Origin of the sequence: Nocardioides kongjuensis (assembly GCF_013409625.1) — a bacterium.
In the GTDB taxonomy this organism is placed as follows: domain Bacteria; phylum Actinomycetota; class Actinomycetes; order Propionibacteriales; family Nocardioidaceae; genus Nocardioides; species Nocardioides kongjuensis.
Genome location: NZ_JACCBF010000001.1, coordinates 1843473 through 1866743, shown reverse-complemented (window position 1 = coordinate 1866743; position 23271 = coordinate 1843473). Strand labels below are relative to the sequence as shown.

Genomic DNA, 23271 nt, shown 5'->3' with positions numbered 1-23271 from the left:
CGTCAGGAGGTCGGCTCGGGCACCGGGACCTGCGCGGCGATGCCCTCGAGGATCGCCGCCACGTTGCGCCCGCCGATCGCCGCCTCGGCGCTGGGCAGGAGCCGGTGCGCGAGCACCGGCTGGACCAGCGCGCGCAGGTCGTCGGGCAGGACGTAGTCGCGGCGGTGCAGGGCGGCGCGGGCCTTGGCCGCGCGCACCAGGTGGAGCGTCGCCCGCGGCGAGGCGCCGAGCACCAGCTCGGGGCTGTGCCGGGTGGCGGCCGTCAGCGCGACGGCGTACCGCTGCACGGTGTCCGAGACGTGCACGTGGCTGACGATCGCGCACATCTTGCGGATCTCGGCGCTGTCGGTCACGGGCTCCAGGTCGTCGAGCGGGCTGACCGCGCCGTGGTTGGCGAGCATCGCGATCTCCGCGGCGGGGACCGGGTACCCGATCGAGACCCGCGCCATGAAGCGGTCGCGCTGCGCCTCGGGCAGCGGATAGGTGCCCTCCATCTCGACCGGGTTCTGGGTCGCGATGACCATGAAGGGCGACTCCAGGTGGTAGGTGACGTTGTCGACGGTCACCTGGCGTTCGCCCATGCACTCCAGCAGCGCGGACTGGGTCTTGGGCGAGGCACGGTTGATCTCGTCGCCGATGACGATGTTGGCGAACACCCCGCCCGGGCGGAACTCGAACTCCCTCGTCGACTGGTTGTAGACCGAGACACCCGTGATGTCGGACGGCAGCAGGTCGGGCGTGAACTGCACGCGGCGCACGGTGGAGTCGATGCTGCGGGCCAGGGCCTTGCTCAGCATGGTCTTGCCGACGCCCGGGACGTCCTCGAGGAGCAGGTGACCCTCGGCCAGCAGGACCACGATCGCGGCCGAGACGACCTCTCCCTTGCCCTCGATCACCTTCTCCACGTTGGCCTGGATCCTGCCGGCCACGCGCGCAACGGTGTCGACATCGGTGCTCGGCGACTCCACGGCTGTTCTCCCTCTCTCCAGCAGCCACCTCGCTGCGGTGGAGCAACCCTACGGCCGCCGTGGGAAGAGCGGCAGCACTCCCGGCGCTCGACTCCCGGCGCGCAGCGCCTCCCCACCGGCGCTCCACTTCTCCTCCACTCCGCTCCACCGGCGCTCCCAGCGCGCTGACCTGCGCATTCAGCGCGCGTGGTGGTGCGAAACGCCCTGCGAAGTGGTGCGTCGGTGGTTGACGGTGGGGGAAAGTGGAGTACTGTGGGGGAAAGTGGAGGACGGCGGAGTCCGGTGGGACGGCTGGGGGTGGCCCGGATGCTCTTCATGGGCACCTACACCCCGAAGCTCGACGACAAGGGCCGTCTCTTCCTCCCGGCGAAGTTCAGGGATCGACTGGCGGAGGGCCTCGTGGTCACACAGGGACAGGACAAGTGCCTCGTCGTCTGGCCGACCGACGTCTTCGCCGAGGAGGCCGAGCGGCAAGCCGCCCGGCCGATGACCAACCGCGCCGCCCGGCGCTACGCCCGGGTCCTCTTCGCCGGCGGCGACGAGAGCACCCCCGACAAGCAGGGCCGGATCGGCATCCCGGCACACCTGCGTGAGTACGCCGGACTCGAGCGCGACGTCGTCGTGATCGGAGTCCGGGACCGCCTGGAGATCTGGAACCCCGCCGCCTGGCGCGAGTTCCAGCTCGAGGCCCTGGAGGAGTTCGCCGACCTCGACGAGGACGACGACTAGCTCGTCCGACGCAGCACCTGACAACAGCACAGCGGATCCGCAGGACGAGGTCTCAGCCCGTTCCCGCTCCCCAGGCAGCCACCTGTAGCACCTTCCCCGGCCACAGGCGACCTGCCGAACCCCGCCTTCTGGGGCACCTTCCCCGGCACCAGACGGCACCCCGAACACCGGGGCGGGAGCGGGCCGGGACCTGGCTCTGCGGATCCGCCGCATTTACCGGCAGCACCAGTTCGCAGAGCCAATTCCCAGGGTCGAGGGGTCCGCATGAGTGAGACAGGAGGGCGTAGTCCCCGCCACGTCCCCGTCCTGCTGGACCGGGTCGTCGCACTCCTCGCACCCGCGCTCGACCACGACGGCGCCGTGCTCGTCGACTGCACCCTCGGCCTCGGCGGCCACAGCGAGGCCGTCCTCGAGCGGCTCCCGCAGGCCCGCGTGATCGGCATCGACCGCGACCCGCAGGCGCTCGCGATGAGCCGCGAGCGGCTGGCACCGTACGGCGACCGGTTCACCGGCGTGCAGGCGGTGTACGACGAGATCGCCGACGTCGTCGCCGACCAGGGCCTGCCGCGTGACGGAGGGGTCGACGCGGTGCTCTTCGACCTCGGTGTCTCCTCGATGCAGCTCGACCTGCCGGAGCGCGGCTTCGCGTACGCCGTCGACGCGCCCCTCGACATGCGGATGGGCGACACCGGTCCGACCGCGGCCGACGTCCTTAACACCTACAGCGCAGCCGATCTCGCCCGGGTCCTCAGGGACTACGGCGAGGAGAAGATGGCGCGCCGCATCGCCGACGCCGTCGTCCGCGAGCGCCAGGTGGAGCCGTTCAGCAGCTCGGCCCGGCTCGTCGAGCTGCTCTACGACGTCATCCCGGCGCCCGCCCGCCGCACCGGAGGCCACCCCGCGAAGCGCACCTTCCAGGCGCTGCGGATGGAGGTCAACGACGAGCTGCGGGTGCTGCAGCGCGCGATGCCCGCCGCCGTCGACGTGATCGGAGTCGGCGGGCGTGTGGTCGTCGAGTCCTACCACTCGCTCGAGGACCGGCTGGTCAAGCGGACCTTCGCCGCCGCGACCCGACTCGACGTGCCCGACGACCTGCCGTTCGTGCCCGAGGGTGCCGAGCCGTCCTACCGGCTGGTCACCCGGGGGGCCGAGCAGGCCACGCCCTCGGAGGTCGAGGAGAACCCTCGCGCCGCCTCCGTCCGACTCCGCGCCATCGAGCGCATCCGCGCGAACACCCGTCCGAGCACGTCGTCTGGCAAGGGAGCCGAATAGACATGTCCTCCACCGCACCGCTCCGCAACCGGCTCCCGTACGTCGCGCCGCGGGTCGCCCAGGCCGCCCTCGAGCGCGCCCGGCTGACCGTCGTCCCACGGCGGCGAACCCGCGCGCCGCGGGTGCCGTTCGTGACGTTCGTCAGCGTGATCCTGCTCGGCGGCGTCGTCGGCCTGCTGATGTTCAACACCTCCATGCAGCAGGCCTCCTTCCGGGAGACCGCGCTGCGCAACCAGGCCACCGACCTCGGGGCGCAGCAGGAGGCGCTCGAGATGGACATCCAGGCGCTCAACGACCCGGCCCACGTCGCCGCCGCGGCCGAGCGGCTCGGCATGGTGATGCCCACCACCGGCGCCGGCGTCATCCACCTCGGCTCCGACAAGATCAGCGGCGACCCGCAGCCGGCCACGGGCGCGGACAGGCTCCCGTTGCAGCCGCCCGGCCCCAAGCGCCCGGCCGAGCTCGACCCGCCGCCGGTCAAGGTGAAGCCGACCACTGACGGCGTGCCCGCCACGGTTCAGTGACCCTTGCGGCCTAGGTTGGAACGCGTGAGCCGCCCCACCCCCAGCCGCCTTCGGCGCCGCACCGCAGAGGTCGTGCGCGGCGCCCCGAACCGCCGGATGCGGATCGGGTTCCTGCTCATCGCGATGGTGCTCTCGGTGTTCGCCGCGCGGCTGGTCCAGCTGCAGGGCGTCGACCCGCGGTCCTACGCCAAGATGGCGGCCGCCGAGGGGCAGCGGGTCGTGGCACTGCCCGCGACCCGCGGCGAGATCCTCGACCGCAACGGCCAGCCGATGGCCGACACGGTCGACGGCCGGATGGTCGTGGCGGACCCGAAGGTGACCGCCCCGGTGGCGCCGGAGCTGGCCACGATCCTGTCCGAGCGGCTCGGCGTCGACTACTTCGAGACCCTGCGCAGGCTGCGGGTCGAGGACAGCCGGTTCCAGTACATCGCCCGCCAGGTGCCGGCCAGCAAGGCCGAGAAGGTCGTCGCCGACGTCCAGGAGAAGTTCAAGGACGACAAGGGCCGTCCCTTCGCCGGCCTGATGACCGAGCGCGACCCGCTGCGGGTCTACCCGAACCACACGGTGGCAGCGAACCTCGTCGGCTTCCTCGGCGAGAACGGCAAGAAGGGCAAGGACGCCGCGATCATCGGCCTCGCCGGGCTCGAGGACTCCTTCAACACCTACCTGTCCGGCAAGGACGGCGAGGCCCGCTACGAGGTCGGCGCCGGCAACCAGATCCCTCTCGGCGACAACACCGTGACCCCGGCGGTCGACGGCAAGAACCTGACGCTGACCATCGACCGCGACCTGCAGTACTACACGCAGCGGGTGCTCCAGCAGACGGTGCAGAAGTCGGGCGGCGAGTCCGGCATGGCCGTGATCATGGACACCAGGACCGGTGAGCTGCTGGCGCTGGCCGACTACCCGACGTACGACGCCTCCGACCCGGCGAGGTACCCCAAGGAGCTCTACAAGTCCTCCGCGCTCACCGACGTCTACGAGCCCGGGTCGGTCGAGAAGGTGCTGACCATCAGCTCCCTGGTCGATTCGGGCCTGGCGTTCAAGGAGCAGCGCTTCAAGGTCCCCGGCCAGCTGCACCGCCAGGACCGCCCGATCGGCGACTACTGGGACCACGGCACCATCAAGCTCACCCTGGCCGGCATCCTGGCCAAGTCGTCGAACGTCGGCACCGTGCTCGCCGCCGACCAGTTCAAGCCCGGTCAGCTGCGCGGCTACCTCACCCGGTTCGGGCTCGGCTCGCGCACCGTCATCGGCCTCAACGGCGAGACCCGCGGCATCCTGCCGCAGGGTGCCGCCTGGACCTCCCAGGTCGGCGACCGCATCGCGTTCGGGCAGTCGCTGTCGGTCAACGCGGTGCAGATGATCACCGCGGTCAACACCATCGCCAACGGCGGTGTCCGGGTGGCCCCGAGCCTGGTCAAGGGCGAGGCCCGCACCGACGCCGGCACGGAGGTCGGCACCGACGTCGCCACCAGCCGGCGGGTGATCAGCGCCGACGCCGCCCACGAGACCATGCTGATGATGGAGCGGGTCGTCGACCCGGACGCCGGTGTCGCGCCGAAGGCGCAGGTCCCCGGCTACCGCGTCGCGGGCAAGACCGGCACCGCGCAGCGGGTCGTCAACGGTGTCTACGACGGCAGCCTCACCGTGTCCTTCGCCGGATTCGCCCCCGCCGATGCGCCGCGGTTCACGATCTACGTCGTGGTGCACAACCCGCGCGAGGGCAGCGGCGGTGGCAGCGTCGGCGGTCCGGCGTTCGCCAAGCTGATGAGCCACGCCCTGCGTCGTTACGGCGTCGCCCCCACCGGCGCCGAGCCCAACCAGACGCCGGTCGAGTGGTGAGCGCCTCCGCCACCCGCCCCGCCCACCCGCCGCTGACGTCCCTCGACGACGTCGCCCGGGCGCTGGGACTCGCTGCGTCCCATCCCGGTGTCGAGCTGCGGGGGATGACCCTCGACTCGCGCCGGGTCCAGCCCGGTGACCTGTACGCCGCCCTGCCCGGCTCCCGCGCCCACGGCGCGACCTTCTCCGAGCAGGCTGCGGCGTCCGGCGCGGTCGCGCTGCTCACCGACGCCGAGGGGGCCGACCTCGCCGCCGCGACCGGGCTCCCGGCGCTCGTCGTCGACGACCCGCGCCGCGTGCTGGGCGCCGTCGCCGCCCTGGTCTACGGCGACCCGGCGGCCGCGCTGCGCACCATCGGCGTCACCGGCACCCAGGGCAAGACGACGGTGACCCGGCTGCTCGACGGCGGGCTGCTCGCGGCCGGCGTGCGCAGTGCCGTGATCGGCACCGTCGGCACCCGGATCGCCGGCGAGGAGGTGAAGACCGCGCTGACCACGCCGGAGGCGCCCGACCTGCACGGCCTGTTCGCCCGGATGGGCGAGCTCGACGTCACGGCCTGCGCGATGGAGGTCTCCAGCCACGCCCTGGTGATGGGCCGGGTCGACGGGGTCGTCTTCGACGTCGCCGTGTTCACCAACCTCGGGCGCGACCACCTCGACTTCCACGCCGACGTCGAGGACTACTTCGCCGCCAAGGCGCGGCTCTTCACCCCCGAGCACGCGCGGCTCGGGCTGGTCTGCGTCGACGACGAGCACGGCCGCCGGCTCGCCGTGGAGGCGCCCGTCCCGGTTCGCACCTACGCCGTCGGCACCGCCGCCGACTGGACCGTCTCCGACGTCGACCAGCGCCCCGACGGCTCGGCGTTCACCGTCCACGGTCCTGGCGGCCTCACCGTGAGCGCATCCGTCCCGCTGGCGGGCGAGTTCAACGTCGCCAACGCGCTGGCCGCGATCGCCGCCGCGGCCGAGGCGGGCTTCGACCCGCAGCAGGTGGCCGACGGGATCGGCCGCGCGGGCGGCGTACCCGGTCGCCTCGAGCGGATCGAGACGGGCCGCGACCTGACCGTCGTGGTCGACTACGCCCACAAGCCCGACGCGGTCGACGCCGTGCTGCGGACGCTGCGGCCCGTGACCCGTGGCAGGCTGGTCGTCGTGATCGGCGCTGGGGGTGACCGCGACCGGGGCAAGCGCCCCGTGATGGGCGCGATCGCCGCCGAGCTCGCCGACCTGGTCGTCGTCACCGACGACAACCCGCGCTCCGAGGACCCGGCCGCGATCCGGGCCGAGGTGCTCGGTGGCGCCCGCATCGGCCGTGCGGAGGTCCTCGAGATCGGTGACCGCCGGGAGGCGATCGCGACCGCGCTGCGCGGTGCCGGCCCGGGCGACGTCGTCCTGGTCGCCGGCAAGGGCCACGAGGCCGGCCAGGAGGTCGCCGGCGTCGTCCACCCGTTCGACGACCGCGAGGTGGTCCGGGAGCTGCTCGCGGAGCTGCCGGCCGGGGGCGACGCGTGATCCCGCTCCCGCTCTCGGTGATCGCCGAGGTCGTCGGCGGCACCCTGCACGGCGACGACGTCACCGTCTCCGCCCCGGCGTACGTCGACAGCCGCACGCCCCTCGCCGACGGCCTGTTCGTCGCCGTCGTGGGGGAGCGGGTCGACGGCCACGACTACGCCGACGGTGCCCACGCGGTGCTCGGCAGCCGCCCGACGACCGCGCCGACCGTCGTCGTGGCGGACCCGGTGGCCGCGCTGGGCCGTCTCGCCCGCCACGTCCTCGACCGGCTCGACGTCACCGTGCTGGCGATGACCGGCTCGCAGGGCAAGACCGGCACCAAGGACTACCTCGCCGCCGTGCTCCGCACCCTCGCCGGCGAGGCCGCGGTCGTCGCGACCGCCGCCAACAACAACAACGAGCTCGGCGTGCCCCTCACGGTGCTGCGTGCCGACGCCGGCACCCGCTTCCTGGTCGTCGAGATGGGCGCCCGCGGCGTGGGCCACCTGTCCTACCTGTGCGACATCGCGCCGCCGTCGATCGCGGCCGTGCTCAACGTCGGCACGGCCCACGTCGGCGAGTTCGGCGGACGCGACCAGATCGCGCGGGCCAAGGGCGAGCTGGTCGAGGCGCTCCCGGCCGACGGCACCGCGATCCTCAACGCCGACGACCCGCTGGTCGCCGCCATGGCGCCCCGCACCCGCGCCCGGGTCGTCACCTTCGGCGAGTCCGGCGACCTGCGCTCGCGTGACGTCCACCTCGACGATCTCGGCCGCCCCGGCTTCGTCCTCGAGCACGACGACCGGTCCGCGCCCGTCCAGCTGCTCCAGACCGGTCTCCACCAGGTCGCCAACGCCACCGCCGCCGCCGCGATGGCGATGGCCGCCGGCTTCGCCCTGGCCGAGGTCGCCCGGGCCCTGGGGGAGGCGACCTCCGCGTCGCGCTGGCGGATGGAGGTCCACCACCGCGCCGACGGGCTGACCGTGATCAACGACTCCTACAACGCCAACCCCGACTCGATGCGGGCCGCCCTCGAGGCCCTCGTGGCCGTCGGTGGCCCGCGCGGGCGTCGTACGGTCGCCGTGCTGGGCGAGATGCGCGAGCTCGGCGGCGAGCACGACGCGGGCCACCGAGCCGTCGGCGCCGACGCCGCCCGGCTGGGTGTCGACGTGGTCGTGGTGGTCGGCGAGGCCGCCTCCGCGATCGCCGAGGGCGCGCGGGCCGGGGCCGGTGAGGTGATCGTCACGGCCGGCCGTGACGAAGCAACGGCCTGGGTGCGGCAGAATGCCGGGGCGGAGGACGTCGTCCTCGTCAAGGCGTCGCGCGGCGCCGCCTTGGAAGTGGTGGCAGAGGCGATCTTGATGAGTAGCACCGAGGAGACGACGGCGTGAGAGCGATCCTGCTCGGCGGTGGCATCGCCCTGCTGATCTCGCTGCTCGGCACCCGGGTGGCGATCAACGCGTTCACCAAGCTGGGCTACGGCCAGGAGATCCGCGAGGACGGTCCGACCAGCCACCACACCAAGCGGGGCACGCCGACCATGGGCGGGGTGGTCATCATCCTGGCCGCGGTCATCGGCTACTTCGCGGCCAAGCTGATCACGCTGACCGCGCCGAGCGCGTCGGCACTGCTGCTGCTCTTCCTGTTCGTCGGGATGGGGCTGGTCGGCTTCCTCGACGACTTCATCAAGATCTACAAGCAGCGCAGCCTCGGCCTGCGCAGCAAGGCCAAGATGGCCGGCCAGACGGTGATCGCGCTGGTCTTCGGCTGGCTCGCCCTCTCGCCGATGCTCGAGGACTCGCACGGGCGCACCCCGGCCAGCGAGAAGGTCTCCTTCCTGCGCGAGCTGGACTGGTTCGTGCTGCCGATGGTCCTGGCGATCGTGCTGATCTGGCTGTTCGTGGCCGGCTTCAGCAACGCGGTCAACCTCACCGACGGCCTCGACGGGCTGGCTGCCGGCGCCTCGGTCATGGTCTTCGGGGCCTACACGCTGGTGAACATCTGGCAGAGCAACCAGTTCTGCCAGGAGGAGCCGAGCGCCACCTGCTACAACGTCCGCGACCCGCTCGACCTGGCGATCATCGCCGCGGCGATCACCGGGGCCTGCTTCGGCTTCCTGTGGTGGAACGCCTCGCCGGCCAAGATCTTCATGGGCGACACCGGCTCGCTGGCGCTCGGCAGCGCGCTGGCCGGCTTCGCGATCCTGACCCGCACCGAGCTGCTGCTCGTCGTCCTCGGCGGCCTGTTCGTCCTCGAGACGGTCTCGGTGATGATGCAGGTCGGCTTCTTCAAGCTCACCAAGGGCCGCCGGATCTTCCGGATGGCGCCGATCCACCACCACTTCGAGATGCTCGGCTGGGAGCAGGTGACCGTCGTGATCCGGTTCTGGATCATCACCGGTCTCTTCGTCGCCACCGGCCTCGGCATCTTCTACGCCGAATGGGTCTCTCGTCTCTGATGCCTGACGTCTCCACCCTCGGCCGCACCGACTCCTGGGAGGGCGTGCGCGCCGTCGTCGCCGGGTTCGGCACCAGCGGCGCCGCGGCCGTCGACAACCTGCTCCACCTCGGCGCGTCCGTGCACGCCGTCGCCGAGTCCGTGAGCCCGAGGATCCTCGAGCGCGCCGAGCTGCTCGAGGTGCTCGGCGCCCGCATCGAGGTGCACGAGGGGGCGACCGCGACCCTGCCCGAGGAGGCCGACGTCCTCGTCGTGTCGCCGGGCTTCCGCCCCGACGCACCGATCATCGTGGCCGCACGCGAGCGCGGGATCCCGGTCTGGGGGGAGGTCGAGCTGGCCTGGCGGCTGCGCGACCCCGAGAACCCCGCTCCCTGGCTGTGCATCACCGGCACCAACGGCAAGACCACCACGGTGCAGATGCTCGACAGCATCCTGCGCGCCGCGGGCCTGCGCAGCGTCGCGGCCGGCAACGTCGGGCTGCCGCTGACCGAGGCGGTCATGGACCCCGAGCCGTACGACGTCATCGCGGTCGAGCTGTCCAGCTTCCAGCTGCACTACACCGACTCGATGTCGGCCGAGAGCGCAGCGGTCCTCAACGTCGCCGAGGACCACCTCGACTGGTACGACTCGATGGACGACTACGCCCGCGACAAGGGCCGGATCTACACCAACGTCCAGCGCGCCTGCGTCTACAACGCCGCCGACCCCGCCACGGAGGAGCTCGTCCGCGAGGCCGACGTCGTCGAGGGTGCCCGCGCGATCGGCTTCACCCTCGGCACCCCCGCCGTCGGGATGCTCGGCGTGGTCGAGGACATCCTCGTCGACCGCGCCTTCATCGAGGAGCGCTCCACCAGTGCCGCCGAGCTGTGCACGCTCGACGACCTCGCCTCGACGGCTCCGCACTTCGTGGCCAACGCCCTGGCTGCCGCGGCACTCGCGCGGGCGCACGGCATCAGCCAGTCCGCCGTGCGCGACGGGCTGCGGTCCTTCCGCCCCGACGGCCACCGGATCGCGGTCGTCGCCGAGCACGACGACATCACCTGGGTCGACGACTCCAAGGCCACCAACCCGCACGCCGCCGCGTCCTCGCTGGCCGCCTTCGAGCCGGTCGTGTGGGTCGCCGGCGGGCTGGCCAAGGGGGCGGCCTTCGACGACCTGGTCACCGCCGTCGGCGGCCGGCTGCGTGCGGCCGTGCTGATCGGCCGGGACCGCTCGGTGATCGCGCAGGCGCTTTCGCGACACGCACCCGATGTGCCGGTGATCGAGGTGGACACCCCTGAGACTGGAGCCCTCGGAGAGCTCGACCTGATGAGGCGCGTCGTCGCCGCTGCAGCCGAGGTCGCCCAGCCGGGCGACACCGTGCTGCTGGCGCCGGGATGTGCCTCGATGGACCAGTTCGCCGACTACGCCGCGCGGGGCGACGCATTCGCCGCGGCGGTGCAGGACCACGTCAGGGGCTGAGCGCAGCACAGCAGGAGCAAGGGGGAGAGACATCACCACCGCCCACTCTCCCGCGACCGGGCCCGAGCGGATCCGCTTCGGACTGGTGCGTGCCCGGACCCGCCGGCCGGGCTGGCTGAGCGCCCTCAAGGACGCGCTCGACCGCCCGCTGACGACGTACTACCTGCTCCTCGGCGCCACCGCGCTGCTGCTGGTGATCGGCCTGATCATGGTGCTGAGCGCGTCGAGCGTGCGGGCCTACCGCGAGACCGGCGACTCCTACACGATCGTGCGCCGCCAGATGATGTGGGTGCTCATCGGTGTCCCGTGCGCGTTCATCGCCTCGCGGGTCTCGGTCAAGTGGGTCCGCGGCCTGGCCTACCCGGCGTTCTCGGTCTCGCTCGTGCTGCTGGTCCTGACCGGCTTCGCCGGGCGCGAGGTCAACGGCAACACGAACTGGCTGGTGCTCGGCCCGATCCAGATCCAGCCCTCCGAGATCGCCAAGTTCTCGCTGATCATCTGGGCCAGCCACATCTACGCCAACAAGGAGCGCCGGCTCGGCAACCTGCACCAGATGCTGGTGCCGGTGGTGCCGGGCATGGTGCTCGCGACCGGACTCGTCGTCCTCGGCAAGGACCTCGGCACCGCCCTCGTCTTCTTCGCGCTGCTCGTCGCGATGCTCTGGGTGGTCGGCGCCCCGGGCCGTCTGTTCGGCATGGTCTTCGCCGTCGTCACCGTCGCCGCCCTCGGCCTGGCCGCGACCTCCCCGACCCGCCTGGCGCGCATCGCCAACTTCGCCGACCCGTTCAAGGACTACCACGGCACCGGCTGGCAGCCGGCCCACGGCCTGTACGCCATGGCCAGCGGCGGCGTCCTCGGCGAGGGCATCGGCGCCAGCCAGCAGAAGTGGGGCCAGCTGCCCGAGGCCCACACCGACTTCATCTTCGCCGTGCTCGGCGAGGAGCTCGGCCTGGTCGGCACCCTGCTCGTCATCGGCCTGTTCCTGGTCCTGGCCTACGCCGGCGTCCGGGTCGCGCGCGAGACCAAGCAGCCCTTCGTGCGCTACTGCACCTTCGGCATCGTGGTGTGGCTGCTGTGCCAGATGATCATCAACGTCGGCATGGTGCTCGCCCTGCTGCCGGTCATCGGCATCCCGCTGCCCCTCGTCTCCTACGGCGGCTCGAGCCTGTTGCCGACGCTGAGCGCGCTCGGCCTGGTCATCGGGTTCGCCCGCCGCGAGCCCGCCGCCGCGCGTGCGCTCGCCCAGCGGCGCCGGGCCCGTTCGGCCGGTCTGAGCGCCTGAGTGGCAGCGCGATAGGTTCTGCCGAGTGAGGATTCTTCTGGCCGGCGGGGGTACGGCGGGGCACACCTCTCCGTTGCTCGCGACCGCCGACGCCCTGCGCCGACTCGACCCGGACGCCGAGATCACCTGCCTCGGCACGCCGCGTGGCCTGGAGAACAAGGTGGTGCCCGCGGCCGGCTACCCGCTGCGCCTGGTCCCGCCCGTCCCGCTGCCGCGCAAGCCCGGCAAGGACCTGGCCCTCGTGCCCGCGCGGCTGCGCGGTGCCGTCAAGGCCGCGCTCGAGGTGGTCGACGACGTACGCCCCGACGTGGTCGTCGGCTACGGCGGCTACGTGTCGATGCCGGCCTACGTCGCCGCGCGGCGCCGCAGGCTGCCCCTCGTCGTCCACGAGCAGAACGCGCTGCCCGGGATCGCCAACAAGGTCGGCGCCCGCATCGCCGACCGGGTCGCGGTCAGCTTCCCCGACACCCCGCTCAAGGGCGGTGAGTACGTCGGCCTGCCGATCCGCCGGATGATCTCCACCCTCGACCGCCCGGCCCTGCGGTCGGAGGCCCGCGCGTTCTTCGGGCTCGACCCCGACCTGCCGACGCTCGTCGTCACCGGCGGCTCCCAGGGGGCGCGCCGGCTCAACCAGGCCGTCAGCGGCGCCGCGGCCGCCCTCGGCTCGGCGGGCGTCCAGGTGCTCCACGTGATCGGGCCCAACGGCGCGAGCGACCCGGGCTGGACCGAGCCGGTCCCGACCGGGGTCCCGTACGTCGTGCTGCCGTTCGTGGAGCGGATGGACCTGGCCCTCGCCGCCGCCGACGTCATGGTGTGCCGCTCCGGCGCCTCGAGCGTCGTCGAGGCCGCGGCGAGCGGCGTGCCCGCGATCTTCGTGCCGCTGCCGATCGGCAACGGCGAGCAGGCGCTCAACGCGCGTCCCGTGGTCGAGGCCGGCGGAGCGCTGCTGGTCGACGACGCGTCCTTCACCGCCGACTACGTCGCCGACACGGTTCCCGCGCTGGCCACCGACACCGACCGGCTGGCCCGGATGGGGGCCGCGGCGGCCGACCTCGTGCCCCGTGACGCGGACGACCGGCTGGCCCGGATCATCGCCGACGTGGCCGGAGCCACCAGGTGAAGATCCCCGTCCCCGACGAGATCCTGCCGGCCGACCGGCTGGGTCACGTCCACCTCGTCGGCATCGGCGGCGCCGGGCTGTCGGGCATCGCCCGGCTGATGCACCAGGCCGGCGTGGTCGTCAGCGGCAGCGATGCCAACGACTCGGCCGTCGTGCAGGCGCTGCGCGCCGAGGGCATCACCGTCCACGTCGGCCACGACGCGGCCCACCTCGACGGCGTCGACACCGTCGTCGCGACCACCGCCGCCCGCGAGGACAACCCCGAGATCGTCGCCGCGCTCGCGCGCGGCCTGCGGCTGTGGCCGCGCTCGGCCGGGCTCCAGTCCGTGCTGCTCGGCAAGGACGTCGTCGCCATCGCCGGCACCCACGGCAAGACCACCACCACCGCGATGACGGTGATGGCCCTGCGCGAGGCCGGCGTCGACCTCACCTTCGCGATCGGCGCCGAGGTCGAGGCGCTCGGCACCAACGCGGCCTACGGCACCGGTGAGGTCGCCGTCGTCGAGGCCGACGAGTCCGACGGCGCCTTCCTCGTCTACACCCCGCGGATCGGCGTGATCACCAACGTCGACGCCGACCACCTCGACCACTGGGGCACCGAGGAGGCCTACGAGGCCGCCTTCGCCGAGTTCGCCTCCCGCGCCCCGGTCGCCCTCACCGACCGCGCCGACCTCGCCACCCGCACCGTCGGCTTCTCCGACGACGCCCGGCTGCGCGGCCACGACCTCGTCATCGAGGGCGGCCGCACCCGGTTCCGGGTGACCAGCGACGGTGCCGACCTCGGCACCGTGGAGCTCGCCGTCCCGGGGCGCCACTACGCCCAGGACGCGCTGCTCGCCCTCGCCGTCGGCCTCGAGCTCGGCCTCGAGCCTGCCGTGCTCATCCGCGGGCTCGCGAAGCACCAGGGGGCCAAGCGGCGGATGGAGCCGGTCGGCACGGCCGGGGGAGTCCGGGTCTACGACTCCTACGCCCACCACCCCAGCGAGATCCGCGGCGACCTCGAGGCCGCCCGCTCGCTGGTCGGCGACGGCCGGCTGATCGTGTGCTTCCAGCCGCACCTGGTCTCCCGCACCCGGATCTTCGGCGAGGAGATGGGCCGCGAGCTCGGCGCCGCCGACGAGGTCGTCGTGATGGACGTGTACGTCGCCCGCGAGGACCCCGACCCCGACGTCACCGGTGCGCTGGTGGCCCGCGCGGTCCCGCTCGCCCCCGGCCGCGTCCGGAACGTGCCGGACCGGGCTGCCGTCGTACCCACCCTGGTGGGACTGGCCCGCCCCGGTGACCTGGTCCTCACCCTCGGCGCCGGCGACGTGACCGCCCTCGCGCCGCAGGTCGTCGCCGCGCTCGAAGCGGCCGACCGCAGGCGGGGCGATGGCGAGGGGTAGGGGCAAGGGGCCGACCCCGCAGGACCGGATGCGTCGCGCCTTCGCCCGCCGCCAGCGCGCCCGCCGCTGGCTCACCTGGCGCTACGTCCTGGCCGCCGTGCTGCTCGTCGGCGCCGTCGCCTTCGGCGTCTACGCGATCTACTTCTCCTCCTGGCTGCGGGCCGACTCCGTCCAGGTGGTCGGCAACGCGCAGCTGTCCGAGAAGCAGGTGCTCGCCACCGCCGACGTCCCGCTCGGCGGGCCGCTGGCGACCGTCGACCTGCACGCGATCGAGGTGCGCCTGAAGTCCCTGGCCACCGTCAAGTCGGTCGACGTCTCGCGCACCTGGCCCCACGACGTCCGCATCGACATCGTCGAGCGCACCCCCGTCGCCGTCCTCGACCGTGGCGACCGGCTCACCAACCTCGACGCCACCGGCGTCGCCTTCGGCCACCTCGCCAAGGCCCCCGACGGCCTGCCCCGCGTCAAGGTCGGTCCCGGCGCCGACGGGGACGCCCTCGCCGAGGGTGCGGCCGTGGTCGTCGTGCTCGACCCCGCGATCACCGAGCTCGTCGACTACGTCGAGGTCCGCAGCGTCGACGAGATCGACCTGCACCTGCGGGACGGACGGCTGGTGCGCTGGGGGAGCGCGGACCAGGCCGAGGACAAGGCCGCCGTGCTGCTCTCGCTCCTCAACCGCAAGGCGCAGGTGTACGACGTCTCGGTCCCCGGCGCCCCCACCACCAGCTGAGCACGCTGCAGGAATCACCTCGTCAGCGGTGATTCCGACAGGGGGGCTCGGCGTGTCTGCGCCATCGCGCCCTGCGGCGTCCCTACTGTCGTGACCACGACGAGGTTGACATAACTATAACCCTCAGGCTGAGGGTAAGGGTTGTGACGACACGCCGGCTGGCCACGGGGAAGCGGTCCGGCCGCCGACGTCGGTGAACGGACACATACCAACGCATCGCAACACCGGAGAGGTGGAGCCGCAAGTGGCAGCTGCACAGAACTACCTGGCCATCATCAAGGTCGTCGGGATCGGCGGGGGCGGCGTCAACGCCGTCAACCGGATGATCGAGGTCGGCCTCAAGGGCGTCGAGTTCATCGCCATCAACACCGACGCGCAGGCGCTGCTGATGAGCGACGCCGACGTGAAGCTCGACATCGGCCGCGAGCTCACCCGCGGTCTCGGCGCGGGTGCGAACCCCGACGTCGGCGGCAAGGCTGCCGAGGACCACGCGGAGGAGATCGAGGAGGTGCTCAAGGGCGCCGACATGGTCTTCGTGACCGCGGGCGAGGGTGGTGGCACCGGTACCGGTGGTGCCCCGGTCGTCGCCCGGATCGCCCGCTCGCTCGGCGCGCTGACCATCGGTGTGGTGACCCGTCCGTTCACCTTCGAGGGCGCCCGCCGCAAGAAGTCCGCCGACGAGGGCATCGAGCGTCTCCGCGAGGAGGTCGACACCCTCATCGTCATCCCGAACGACCGGCTGCTGCAGATCTCGGACCGCAACGTGTCCATGCTCGACGCGTTCAAGCAGGCCGACCAGGTGCTGCTGCAGGGTGTCTCCGGCATCACGGACCTGATCACCACGCCCGGCCTGATCAACGTCGACTTCGCCGACGTCAAGGCGGTCATGAGCAACGCCGGCTCCGCGCTCATGGGCATCGGCTCGGCCCGTGGCGAGGACCGCGCGCTCGCTGCCGCCGAGATGGCGATCAGCAGCCCGCTGCTGGAGGCCTCGATCGACGGTGCCCACGGTGTCCTGCTCTCGATCGCCGGTGGCTCCGACCTCGGCATCTTCGAGATCAACGAGGCCGCGGCGATGGTGGCCGACGCGGTGCACGAGGACGCCAACATCATCTTCGGCACGATCATCGACGACGCCCTCGGTGACGAGGTCCGGGTGACCGTCATCGCCGCCGGCTTCGACGGTGGCCTGCCCAAGCGTCGCGACGAGACCGCCGTACGCCGCCCGGCCCAGCAGGCGCCGGCCACCTCGGCCCCGGCTCGCACCGCGCCCGCCCAGTCCCAGGCCCCCTCCCAGGCGGCTCAGCAGGCCCAGCCCGCGCAGACCCGCGAGAGCGCCGCGCCCGCGACGCCCGCCGAGCCGCAGCCGGTCGGTGCCCGCACCACCCCGGCGCCGATGCAGTTCGACGACGGCGACGACCTGGACGTGCCCGACTTCCTGAAGTGACCGTGTTCGCCCTTCGTGAGACGACCGACCTCGACCCGGCCCGCAGCAGCGGCGGCCGGGTCGAGGTCGCGTTCACGGACGCCTCGATCGACCTGGCCGGCGGCGACGGCTTCGCCGCCGCGCTCGCCGGGCTGGCCGAGGCGATCGGCGTACCCGTCGCCTGGGCGCACCAGGTCCACGGCGACGGCGTCGTCGCCGTGGAGCACGCCGACGACAGCGGGCCGGAGGCCGACGGTCTCGTCACCGCCGCGCGCGGGCTCGCGCTGATGGTCCGGGTCGCCGACTGCGTCCCGGTCGTCCTCGCCGACCCGGGTGCCGGCGTCGTGGGCGTCGCCCACGCCGGTCGCCGCGGCGTCGAGCTCGACGTCGTCACCCGCACCGTCGAGCGGATGCGGGAGCTCGGCGCCGCCGACCTGCACGCCTGGGTCGGACCCCACATCTGCGGCCGGTGCTACGAGGTTCCTGCCACCCTGCGCGACGAGGTCGCGGCCCGGGTGCCGGCGACGTACGCCGAGACCAGCTGGGGCACCCCCGGCCTCGACCTCGGGGCCGGCGTCGCCGCCCAGCTGAGCGCCGCCGGCGTGGCGGTCACCGCGGTGCCCGGCTGCACCCTCGAGGACGACCGCTTCCACTCCTACCGGCGCGACGGCGCGGCCGCCGGCCGCTTCGCGGGACTGGTGTGGCTGTCGTGACCACGCAGCGCGCAGACGAGCTGCGCACCAACCTGGCCGCCGTCCACGACCGGATCGCCCGCGCCGCCGCCGATGCGGGCCGCAGCGCCGAGGAGGTCTCCCTGGTCGTGGTCACCAAGTTCTTCCCGGCCTCCGACGTCCGGCTGCTCGCCGGCCTCGGCGTCACCGACGTGGGGGAGAACCGTCACCAGGAGGCGGAGGCCAAGGCGTCCGAGTGCGCCGACCTCGGCCTGCGCTGGCACTTCATCGGCGGCCTGCAGTCCAACAAGGCCGCTGCCGTCGCGCGGTACGCCGACGTCGTCGAGTCGGTCGACCGGGCCGCGCTGGTCCCGCGGCTGGCGCGCGGTGCCGCCGACGCCGGCCGCGTCGTCGACGTCCTGCTCCAGGTCAGCCTCGACCCGCCGGGCCGCGACCACCGGGCCGGTGCGGACCCCGCGACCCTCGCGTCGCTCGCCGACGAGGTCGCCCGCACCCCGGAGCTGCGGTTGCGGGGGCTGATGGCCGTCGCGCCGCTCGACGACGACCCCGCGCTGGCCTTCGCCCGGCTGGCCGGGATCCGCGCCGACTTCCTGTCCCGTCATCCCGACGCGACGGTCCTGTCGGCCGGGATGAGCGGTGACCTGGAGGCGGCGATCACCGTCGGCGCGACACACGTACGCATTGGCTCCGCGGTCCTCGGAACGAGGCCTGCGGTCCAGTAATGTCCACAACACCACCAGACGTCCCCTGCCGGGGACGCGGATCACGGAGGCAACAGTCATGAGCGGTGCGATGCGCAGGATCGGTGAGTACCTCGGCCTGCTGGAGGACACCGGCTATGACGAGGCCGGCTACGACGAGTACGCCGACGAGGCGACCGACCGGACCCGCGGCCGCGAGGTCCGCGAGCCCCGCCAGGAGCGTCCCGTCCGCGCGGTGCCGTCCAACGTCACGAGCAGCACCTCGGGCAGCGTCGCCGACCTCGAGGAGCGTCGCCGCCCCGTCGCGGTCGCGCCGCAGCCGGTCGTCGCGGAGCTCTCCCGGATCACGACCCTGCACCCGACCACCTACAACGAGGCGCGCTCGATCGGCGAGGAGTACCGCGAGGGCATCCCGGTGATCATGAACCTCACCGAGATGGACGACGCCGACGCCAAGCGTCTCGTCGACTTCGCCGCCGGCCTGATCTTCGCGACCCGCGGCAGCATCGAGCGGGTCACCAACAAGGTGTTCCTGCTCTCGCCGCCGAACGTCACCGTCGCCGCCGAGGACAAGCAGGCCATCGCCGCCGACGGCTTCTTCAACCAGAGCTAGCCTCTTTGGGCCGAGCGTGTCGCTCGTTCCTCGCGCCACGCTGCCGGCCACGCGGTCGAGTTCGGTGGATGGTTGCGTCGCCCTGGCGGCAACACGGCGGCACGGCGGAAAGCGCCGACCTCCTCGGCTCCGGTCGCTCGTTCCTCGCTCCCTGCGCCTCCTCGTCCGACGTTCCCGCCGTGGCCTGCGACGAGGTGGCGCAGCAGGCGTGGTGAGAAGCCATCCAGCGGCTCGCCGCGTTCGATCGACCCGATAGGTTTGATGACGTGACGATCGTCGGCTGGATCATCGAGGGCGTGCTGTTCGCCTTCATCGCGTTCCTGTGGGTGCGCTTCATCACGGACTGGGTGCAGGTGTTCGCGCGGAGCTGGGAGCCCCGCGGCCCGGTGCTGGTCTTCCTGGAGCTGGCCTACAGCGTGACCGACCCGCCGATCAACGGGCTGCGCCGCGTGATCAAGCCGATCCGGATCGGCAACTTCGCCCTCGACATCAGCTTCATCCTGGTCATGATCCTGGCCTACGTGCTGCTGTCGGTGAACCGCTCCACGCTGTTGCTCTGAGGGCTGCTCTGGTACTCCTGTGACGCCAGTGGCGGGCCGCGGATGCCGCCTTCGCCCGCGCAGGCGCTATGGTTCGTGAAGACATACCGTCGAGATTCTTCTTAAAGATTGGTGAGGTCCATGCCCCTGACGCCAGAGGACGTGAGCAACAAGCGCTTTACGCCGGTTCGGCTGCGCGAGGGCTACGACATGGGCGAGGTCGACCAGTTCCTGGACGAGGTCGAGGCTGAGCTCGCTCGGCTGACCCAGGAGAACGACGACCTCCGCGCGAAGCTCGCGGCCGCGCAGGCCGGGTCGTCGTCCGCGTCCTTCGACGCTCCGACCCAGCTGGCGCCGGTGCCCGAGATCCTGCCCGAGCCCCCGGCTCCCGCTCCCGTCGTGGCCCCTGCTCCGGTCGAGCCCGTCGTCGCGGCCCCCGTCGCCGCGCCCGCCCCGGTCGCCGGTGGCGTCGAGACGATCCGTGTCGAGACCGTGCCGGAGGCGTCCAACGCCGCCGCCCGCCTGCTCGAGATCGCCACGCGCAACGCCGACGAGCTCGTCGAGGACGCCAAGAACGAGGCCGACAAGATCGTCGGCGAGGCCCGGACCAAGTCCGAGCGCCTGGCCTCCGAGGCCAAGGTCAAGGCCGACCGCCTCGAGTCCGACGCCCGCACCCGCGCCGAGATGCTCGACGCCGAGACCGCCGAGCGTCGTACCCAGCTCTTCGGCGACCTCGAGAAGGAGCGCGACAAGCTCTCCGCCGAGGTCGAGACGCTGCGCTCCTTCGAGCGTGAGTACCGCTCGCGCCTCAAGAGCTACTTCACCCAGCAGCTCGAGTCGCTGCAGACGCCGGGTGACACCCTGGCGCCGGTCGAGGAGGCCCCCGCTCCCAAGCGGCTGCGCTCCATCCTCGGCGAGGAAGAGGCCTGAGCCGCTCGGCTCGACCTTCCTGACAGCTCGACCGGACCGGTCGGCCCGCACAGCGGGCCGGCCGGTTCGTCGTTGCGGGCCGGTCTCGCTCCCTGCGCGCCTCCTTGGACGGTTTCGTCGTACCCGCTACCCTCCGCAGCACGCCCACCGCTCGCTGGCGCGTGGGTCGCCGCCTTTCGAGGAGTCCTTCAATGGCCCGCAGCACGAAGAAGTCGTTGGCCGGTCAGGCCGCTTCCGCCGCCCGGAAGATCATCCGCCCACGGAAGGCCACGGCGAGCACCGACGTCCTGGCGAAGAAGAGCGCCGCCACGAAGGCGGCACCCGCGGCCGCCAAGAAGGCAGCCCCCGCGAAGAACGCCGCTCCGGCCAAGAAGGCGGCTCCGGCCAAGAAGACGGCCCCGGCCAAGAAGACGGCCCCGGCCAAGAAGACGGCCCCGGCCAAGAAGGCAGCCGCGGCCCCCGCGAAGAAGGCGGCTCCCGCCAAGAAGGCGGCTCCGGCCAAGAAGGCCGCTCCCGCCAAGAAGGCGGCACCCGCTCCTGCGAAGAAGACGTCCGTGGCCAAGAAGGTAGCCCCGGCCCCCGCGAAGAAGGCGGCTCCCGCCAAGAAGGCCGCTCCAGCCCCAGCGAAGAAGGCAGCACCGGTGAAGAAGGCAGCACCCGCGAAGAAGTCGGCCCCGGCCACGAAGGCAGCCGCACGCAAGGCCACCCCCGCGTCCCTGGTCGTCCTCGACCACGAGGAGGCATGGTCGGCCGCCGAGCTGGCCGAGGTGCTGGCCGAGCTCCACGAGCAGCGCGAGGCGAGCGCCACGATCCTCGAGGAGCAGGAGGCCGACCTCAGCGGGCTGCTGCGCGACTCCGGCGACGGCGCCGGCCAGGACCAGGCCGACCTCGGCGCGACGAGCTTCGAGCGTGACCACGAGCTCACCGTCCTCAACCACGAGCGCGAGAAGGTCGCCCAGATCGACCGGGCCCTGGCCCGCATCGACGACGGCACGTACGGCGTGTGCGAGTCGTGCGGCAACCCCATCGGCAAGATGCGGCTGATGGCGTTTCCGCGTGCCACACTGTGCATGACATGCAAGCAGCGCGAGGAACGCCGGTAGACCACCGCGACGACGGGCCCGGCCATACCAACGAGCGCCTGCTGGCCAAGCCGAGCAGCTGGCTGATCTTCGCCACGGTCGCCGTGACCATGGTCGCGATCGACCAGGTCGCGAAGGTGCTGGCGGTGCGCCACCTGGCAGGCGAGCCCGACCGCGAGGTCGTCGGCGAGCTGCTGAAGCTGCACCTGACCTACAACCCCGGCGCGGCGTTCAGCCTCGGCACCCGGTTCACGCTCGCCATCACCTGCCTGGCCTGCGTCGCGACCCTCGTGGTGCTGTGGGTCAGCCGCAGGGCGGTCAGCAAGGTCTGGGCCGTCGGCCTGGGCCTGCTGCTGGCCGGCATCGACGGCAACCTGGTCGACCGGATGGTTCGCGAGCCCGGGCCGTTCAAGGGCCACGTCGTCGACTTCCTGATGCTGCCGAACTGGCCGGTCTTCAACGTCGCCGACATCTGCATCAACGTCGGCGTCGGCCTGATCCTGCTCCAGGTGCTGCGGGGCGTGAGCCTCGACGGCAGCAAGGCCGAGAAGGCCGCGACGCCCGAGACCCAGGAGGAGTCGTGACGACAGTCGACCACCGCAGCCTGCCGGTGCCCGACAGCCTCGACGGCGAGCGGGTCGACGTCGCGATGGCGCAGCTGTTCGGCGTCTCGCGAACCCGCGCGGCCGAGCTGATCGCCCAGGACCTGGTCGTCCTCGACGGCGCTCCGGTCAGCGGCAAGAGCGAGCGGGTCCTCGGCGGCTCGGTGCTCGACGTGTCCATCCCGGCCGAGGCCGACCCGCTCGAGGTCGTGCCGGAGCTGGTCGAGGGGATCAAGATCATCCACGACGACGACGCGATCGTCGTGATCGACAAGCCGGTCGGCGTCGCGGTGCACCCGTCCCCGGGCTGGCGCGGGCCGACCGTGGTGGGCCACCTCGCCGGAGCCGGCTTCCGGATCTCCACCTCCGGCGCGAAGGAGCGTGAGGGCATCGTCCAGCGCCTCGACGTCGGCACCTCGGGGGTGATGGTGATCGCCAAGTCCGAGCACGCCTACTCGGTCCTCAAGAACGCCTTCCGCCGCCGCACGGTCGACAAGACCTACCACGCGCTGGTCCAGGGGCACCCGGACCCGCTCGAGGGCACCGTCGACGCGCCGATCGGCCGGCACCCGAGGTTCGACTACAAGTTCGCGGTGATGGAGGACGGCCGGCACAGCGTCACCCACTACGAGACGCTCGAGGCGCACCGCTTCGCCAGCCTCCTCGAGATCCACCTCGAGACCGGGCGCACCCACCAGATCCGGGTGCACATGAGCGCGCTCAAGCATCCCTGCGTCGGCGACCTCACCTATGGCGCCGACCCGGTGCTCGCCCGCCGGGTCGGTCTCGAGCGGCAGTGGCTGCACGCCGTGAAGCTCGGCTTCGAGCACCCCGAGACGAACGCGTACGTCGAGTACGAGTCGTCGTACCCCGACGACCTCGCGCACGCGCTCGAGGTCATCCGTGACGCCCACTGAGTCCCCGGACCCGGGCCTCCTGCTCCGCCCGGCGGTGCCGGACGACGTACCGCGGATCGCCGCGGTGCAGGTCGCTGCCCGCGCCGTGGCCGCGATGCCACCCGGGATCCACAGCCCCGAGGAGGTCCGCGCCTACCTCGCCGCGAACTTCGGCACGGCCGAGAACTGGGTCGCCGAGACGGCCGGCCAGGTCGTCGGCTACGCCCGGTTCACCCGGACCTGGCTCAACGACCTCTACGTCGACCCGGCCCACCAGGGCACCGGCGTCGGCGGTGCCCTGCTCGACCTGGTGAAGGCTCGACTGGGCGACGGGTTCAGCCTGTGGGTCTTCGAGCAGAACACCCCTGCGCGGGCCTTCTACGCCGCCCGCGGACTGGTCGAGCGCGAGCACACCGACGGCTCCGGGAACGAGGAACGGGCACCCGACCTGCGCATGGAGTGGCCGGCCGGATCTGTCGGAGGGTCGTCCTAGAGTCGGCGCGACCGTCACGTAGGCTGGTCCTCTT

23 protein-coding genes are annotated in these 23271 nt (G+C 72.4%); 22 read left to right on the top strand and 1 reads right to left on the bottom strand.

The window, feature by feature from the left end:
- Positions 1 to 2: 2 nt before the first annotated feature.
- A complete protein-coding gene (locus BJ958_RS08970; protein WP_273516154.1) occupies positions 3 to 929 on the bottom strand; it encodes an AAA family ATPase in 927 nt (308 codons plus the stop codon).
- A 321-nt stretch (positions 930 to 1250) separates the two neighbouring features.
- Between BJ958_RS08970 and mraZ the strand changes: the two genes are divergently transcribed.
- The 22 genes from mraZ to BJ958_RS08860 all read left to right on the top strand — a co-directional run bounded on the left by mraZ (position 1251) and on the right by BJ958_RS08860 (position 23237).
- The gene (mraZ, locus tag BJ958_RS08965; protein WP_425489756.1) at positions 1251 to 1697 is read left to right on the top strand and encodes a division/cell wall cluster transcriptional repressor MraZ; all 447 of its coding nucleotides are present in this window, start codon (positions 1251 to 1253) and stop codon (positions 1695 to 1697) included.
- A 264-nt stretch (positions 1698 to 1961) separates the two neighbouring features.
- The gene (gene rsmH, locus BJ958_RS08960; RefSeq protein WP_179726518.1) at positions 1962 to 2969 is read left to right on the top strand and encodes a 16S rRNA (cytosine(1402)-N(4))-methyltransferase RsmH; all 1008 of its coding nucleotides are present in this window, start codon (positions 1962 to 1964) and stop codon (positions 2967 to 2969) included.
- Positions 2970 to 2971: 2 nt separating this feature from the next.
- On the top strand, positions 2972 to 3493 hold the full coding sequence (gene ftsL / locus BJ958_RS08955; protein ID WP_179726517.1) for a cell division protein FtsL: 522 nt from the start codon (positions 2972 to 2974) through the stop codon (positions 3491 to 3493).
- A 24-nt stretch (positions 3494 to 3517) separates the two neighbouring features.
- Positions 3518 to 5338 carry a peptidoglycan D,D-transpeptidase FtsI family protein gene (locus BJ958_RS08950; RefSeq protein WP_343052617.1) on the top strand — a complete coding sequence of 607 codons (1821 nt, stop codon included), beginning with the start codon at positions 3518 to 3520 and terminating at the stop codon, positions 5336 to 5338.
- The gene (locus tag BJ958_RS08945; RefSeq protein WP_179726516.1) at positions 5335 to 6849 is read left to right on the top strand and encodes a UDP-N-acetylmuramoyl-L-alanyl-D-glutamate--2,6-diaminopimelate ligase; all 1515 of its coding nucleotides are present in this window, start codon (positions 5335 to 5337) and stop codon (positions 6847 to 6849) included. Before BJ958_RS08950 ends, BJ958_RS08945 begins: the two co-directional genes overlap by 4 nt.
- Entirely contained in the window at positions 6846 to 8219 is a 1374-nt protein-coding gene (locus BJ958_RS08940; RefSeq protein ID WP_179726515.1) for a UDP-N-acetylmuramoyl-tripeptide--D-alanyl-D-alanine ligase, read from the top strand. Before BJ958_RS08945 ends, BJ958_RS08940 begins: the two co-directional genes overlap by 4 nt.
- Entirely contained in the window at positions 8216 to 9286 is a 1071-nt protein-coding gene (gene mraY, locus BJ958_RS08935; RefSeq protein WP_179726514.1) for a phospho-N-acetylmuramoyl-pentapeptide-transferase, read from the top strand. Before BJ958_RS08940 ends, mraY begins: the two co-directional genes overlap by 4 nt.
- Complete coding sequence (gene murD, locus BJ958_RS08930) at positions 9286 to 10746, top strand: UDP-N-acetylmuramoyl-L-alanine--D-glutamate ligase (RefSeq protein ID WP_179726513.1); 1461 nt, start codon at positions 9286 to 9288, stop codon at positions 10744 to 10746. Before mraY ends, murD begins: the two co-directional genes overlap by 1 nt.
- Positions 10747 to 10831: 85 nt before the next feature.
- Positions 10832 to 12028: a putative lipid II flippase FtsW gene (gene ftsW, locus BJ958_RS08925; protein WP_273516165.1), complete on the top strand. Its 1197-nt coding sequence runs from the start codon at positions 10832 to 10834 to the stop codon at positions 12026 to 12028.
- Positions 12029 to 12053: 25 nt separating this feature from the next.
- On the top strand, positions 12054 to 13148 hold the full coding sequence (gene murG, locus BJ958_RS08920) for an undecaprenyldiphospho-muramoylpentapeptide beta-N-acetylglucosaminyltransferase (protein WP_179726512.1): 1095 nt from the start codon (positions 12054 to 12056) through the stop codon (positions 13146 to 13148).
- On the top strand, positions 13145 to 14533 hold the full coding sequence (gene murC / locus BJ958_RS08915; protein ID WP_179726511.1) for a UDP-N-acetylmuramate--L-alanine ligase: 1389 nt from the start codon (positions 13145 to 13147) through the stop codon (positions 14531 to 14533). The genes murG and murC overlap by 4 nt, the downstream gene beginning before the upstream one ends.
- Positions 14520 to 15263, top strand: a complete 744-nt coding sequence (locus BJ958_RS08910; RefSeq protein ID WP_179726510.1) for a cell division protein FtsQ/DivIB — start codon at positions 14520 to 14522, stop codon at positions 15261 to 15263. Before murC ends, BJ958_RS08910 begins: the two co-directional genes overlap by 14 nt.
- Positions 15264 to 15507: 244 nt before the next feature.
- Entirely contained in the window at positions 15508 to 16710 is a 1203-nt protein-coding gene (ftsZ, locus tag BJ958_RS08905) for a cell division protein FtsZ (protein WP_179726509.1), read from the top strand.
- Between the two features lie 2 nt (positions 16711 to 16712).
- Entirely contained in the window at positions 16713 to 17402 is a 690-nt protein-coding gene (gene pgeF / locus BJ958_RS08900) for a peptidoglycan editing factor PgeF (protein ID WP_179726508.1), read from the top strand.
- Positions 17399 to 18103 carry a YggS family pyridoxal phosphate-dependent enzyme gene (locus BJ958_RS08895; RefSeq protein WP_179726507.1) on the top strand — a complete coding sequence of 235 codons (705 nt, stop codon included), beginning with the start codon at positions 17399 to 17401 and terminating at the stop codon, positions 18101 to 18103. Before pgeF ends, BJ958_RS08895 begins: the two co-directional genes overlap by 4 nt.
- Positions 18104 to 18161: 58 nt before the next feature.
- Entirely contained in the window at positions 18162 to 18695 is a 534-nt protein-coding gene (locus tag BJ958_RS08890) for a cell division protein SepF (protein ID WP_179726506.1), read from the top strand.
- A 266-nt stretch (positions 18696 to 18961) separates the two neighbouring features.
- Positions 18962 to 19255 carry a YggT family protein gene (locus BJ958_RS08885; RefSeq protein ID WP_179726505.1) on the top strand — a complete coding sequence of 98 codons (294 nt, stop codon included), beginning with the start codon at positions 18962 to 18964 and terminating at the stop codon, positions 19253 to 19255.
- 120 nt (positions 19256 to 19375) lie between these two features.
- Positions 19376 to 20164 (top strand): DivIVA domain-containing protein, encoded by a 789-nt coding sequence (locus tag BJ958_RS08880; RefSeq protein ID WP_179726504.1) that lies wholly within the window; start codon positions 19376 to 19378, stop codon positions 20162 to 20164.
- Positions 20165 to 20355: 191 nt separating this feature from the next.
- Complete coding sequence (locus BJ958_RS08875) at positions 20356 to 21267, top strand: TraR/DksA family transcriptional regulator (protein ID WP_179726503.1); 912 nt, start codon at positions 20356 to 20358, stop codon at positions 21265 to 21267.
- On the top strand, positions 21240 to 21830 hold the full coding sequence (lspA, locus tag BJ958_RS08870; protein ID WP_179726502.1) for a signal peptidase II: 591 nt from the start codon (positions 21240 to 21242) through the stop codon (positions 21828 to 21830). Before BJ958_RS08875 ends, lspA begins: the two co-directional genes overlap by 28 nt.
- Positions 21827 to 22765 (top strand): RluA family pseudouridine synthase, encoded by a 939-nt coding sequence (locus BJ958_RS08865; protein ID WP_179726501.1) that lies wholly within the window; start codon positions 21827 to 21829, stop codon positions 22763 to 22765. The genes lspA and BJ958_RS08865 overlap by 4 nt, the downstream gene beginning before the upstream one ends.
- Positions 22752 to 23237 carry a GNAT family N-acetyltransferase gene (locus BJ958_RS08860; RefSeq protein WP_179726500.1) on the top strand — a complete coding sequence of 162 codons (486 nt, stop codon included), beginning with the start codon at positions 22752 to 22754 and terminating at the stop codon, positions 23235 to 23237. Before BJ958_RS08865 ends, BJ958_RS08860 begins: the two co-directional genes overlap by 14 nt.
- The last annotated feature ends 34 nt before the right edge of the window (positions 23238 to 23271 follow it).

Excerpts from the sequence above, each read along its gene's own strand:
- rsmH (WP_179726518.1), top strand. The coding sequence starts at position 1,962 with ATGAGTGAGACAGGAGGGCGTAGTCCCCGCCACGTCCCCGTCCTGCTG.
- ftsL (WP_179726517.1), top strand. The coding sequence starts at position 2,972 with ATGTCCTCCACCGCACCGCTCCGCAACCGGCTCCCGTACGTCGCGCCG.
- murD (WP_179726513.1), top strand. The coding sequence starts at position 9,286 with ATGCCTGACGTCTCCACCCTCGGCCGCACCGACTCCTGGGAGGGCGTG.
- BJ958_RS08910 (WP_179726510.1), top strand. The coding sequence starts at position 14,520 with ATGGCGAGGGGTAGGGGCAAGGGGCCGACCCCGCAGGACCGGATGCGT.
- BJ958_RS08890 (WP_179726506.1), top strand. The coding sequence starts at position 18,162 with ATGAGCGGTGCGATGCGCAGGATCGGTGAGTACCTCGGCCTGCTGGAG.
- BJ958_RS08880 (WP_179726504.1), top strand. The coding sequence starts at position 19,376 with ATGCCCCTGACGCCAGAGGACGTGAGCAACAAGCGCTTTACGCCGGTT.
- BJ958_RS08875 (WP_179726503.1), top strand. The coding sequence starts at position 20,356 with ATGGCCCGCAGCACGAAGAAGTCGTTGGCCGGTCAGGCCGCTTCCGCC.
- lspA (WP_179726502.1), top strand. The coding sequence starts at position 21,240 with ATGCAAGCAGCGCGAGGAACGCCGGTAGACCACCGCGACGACGGGCCC.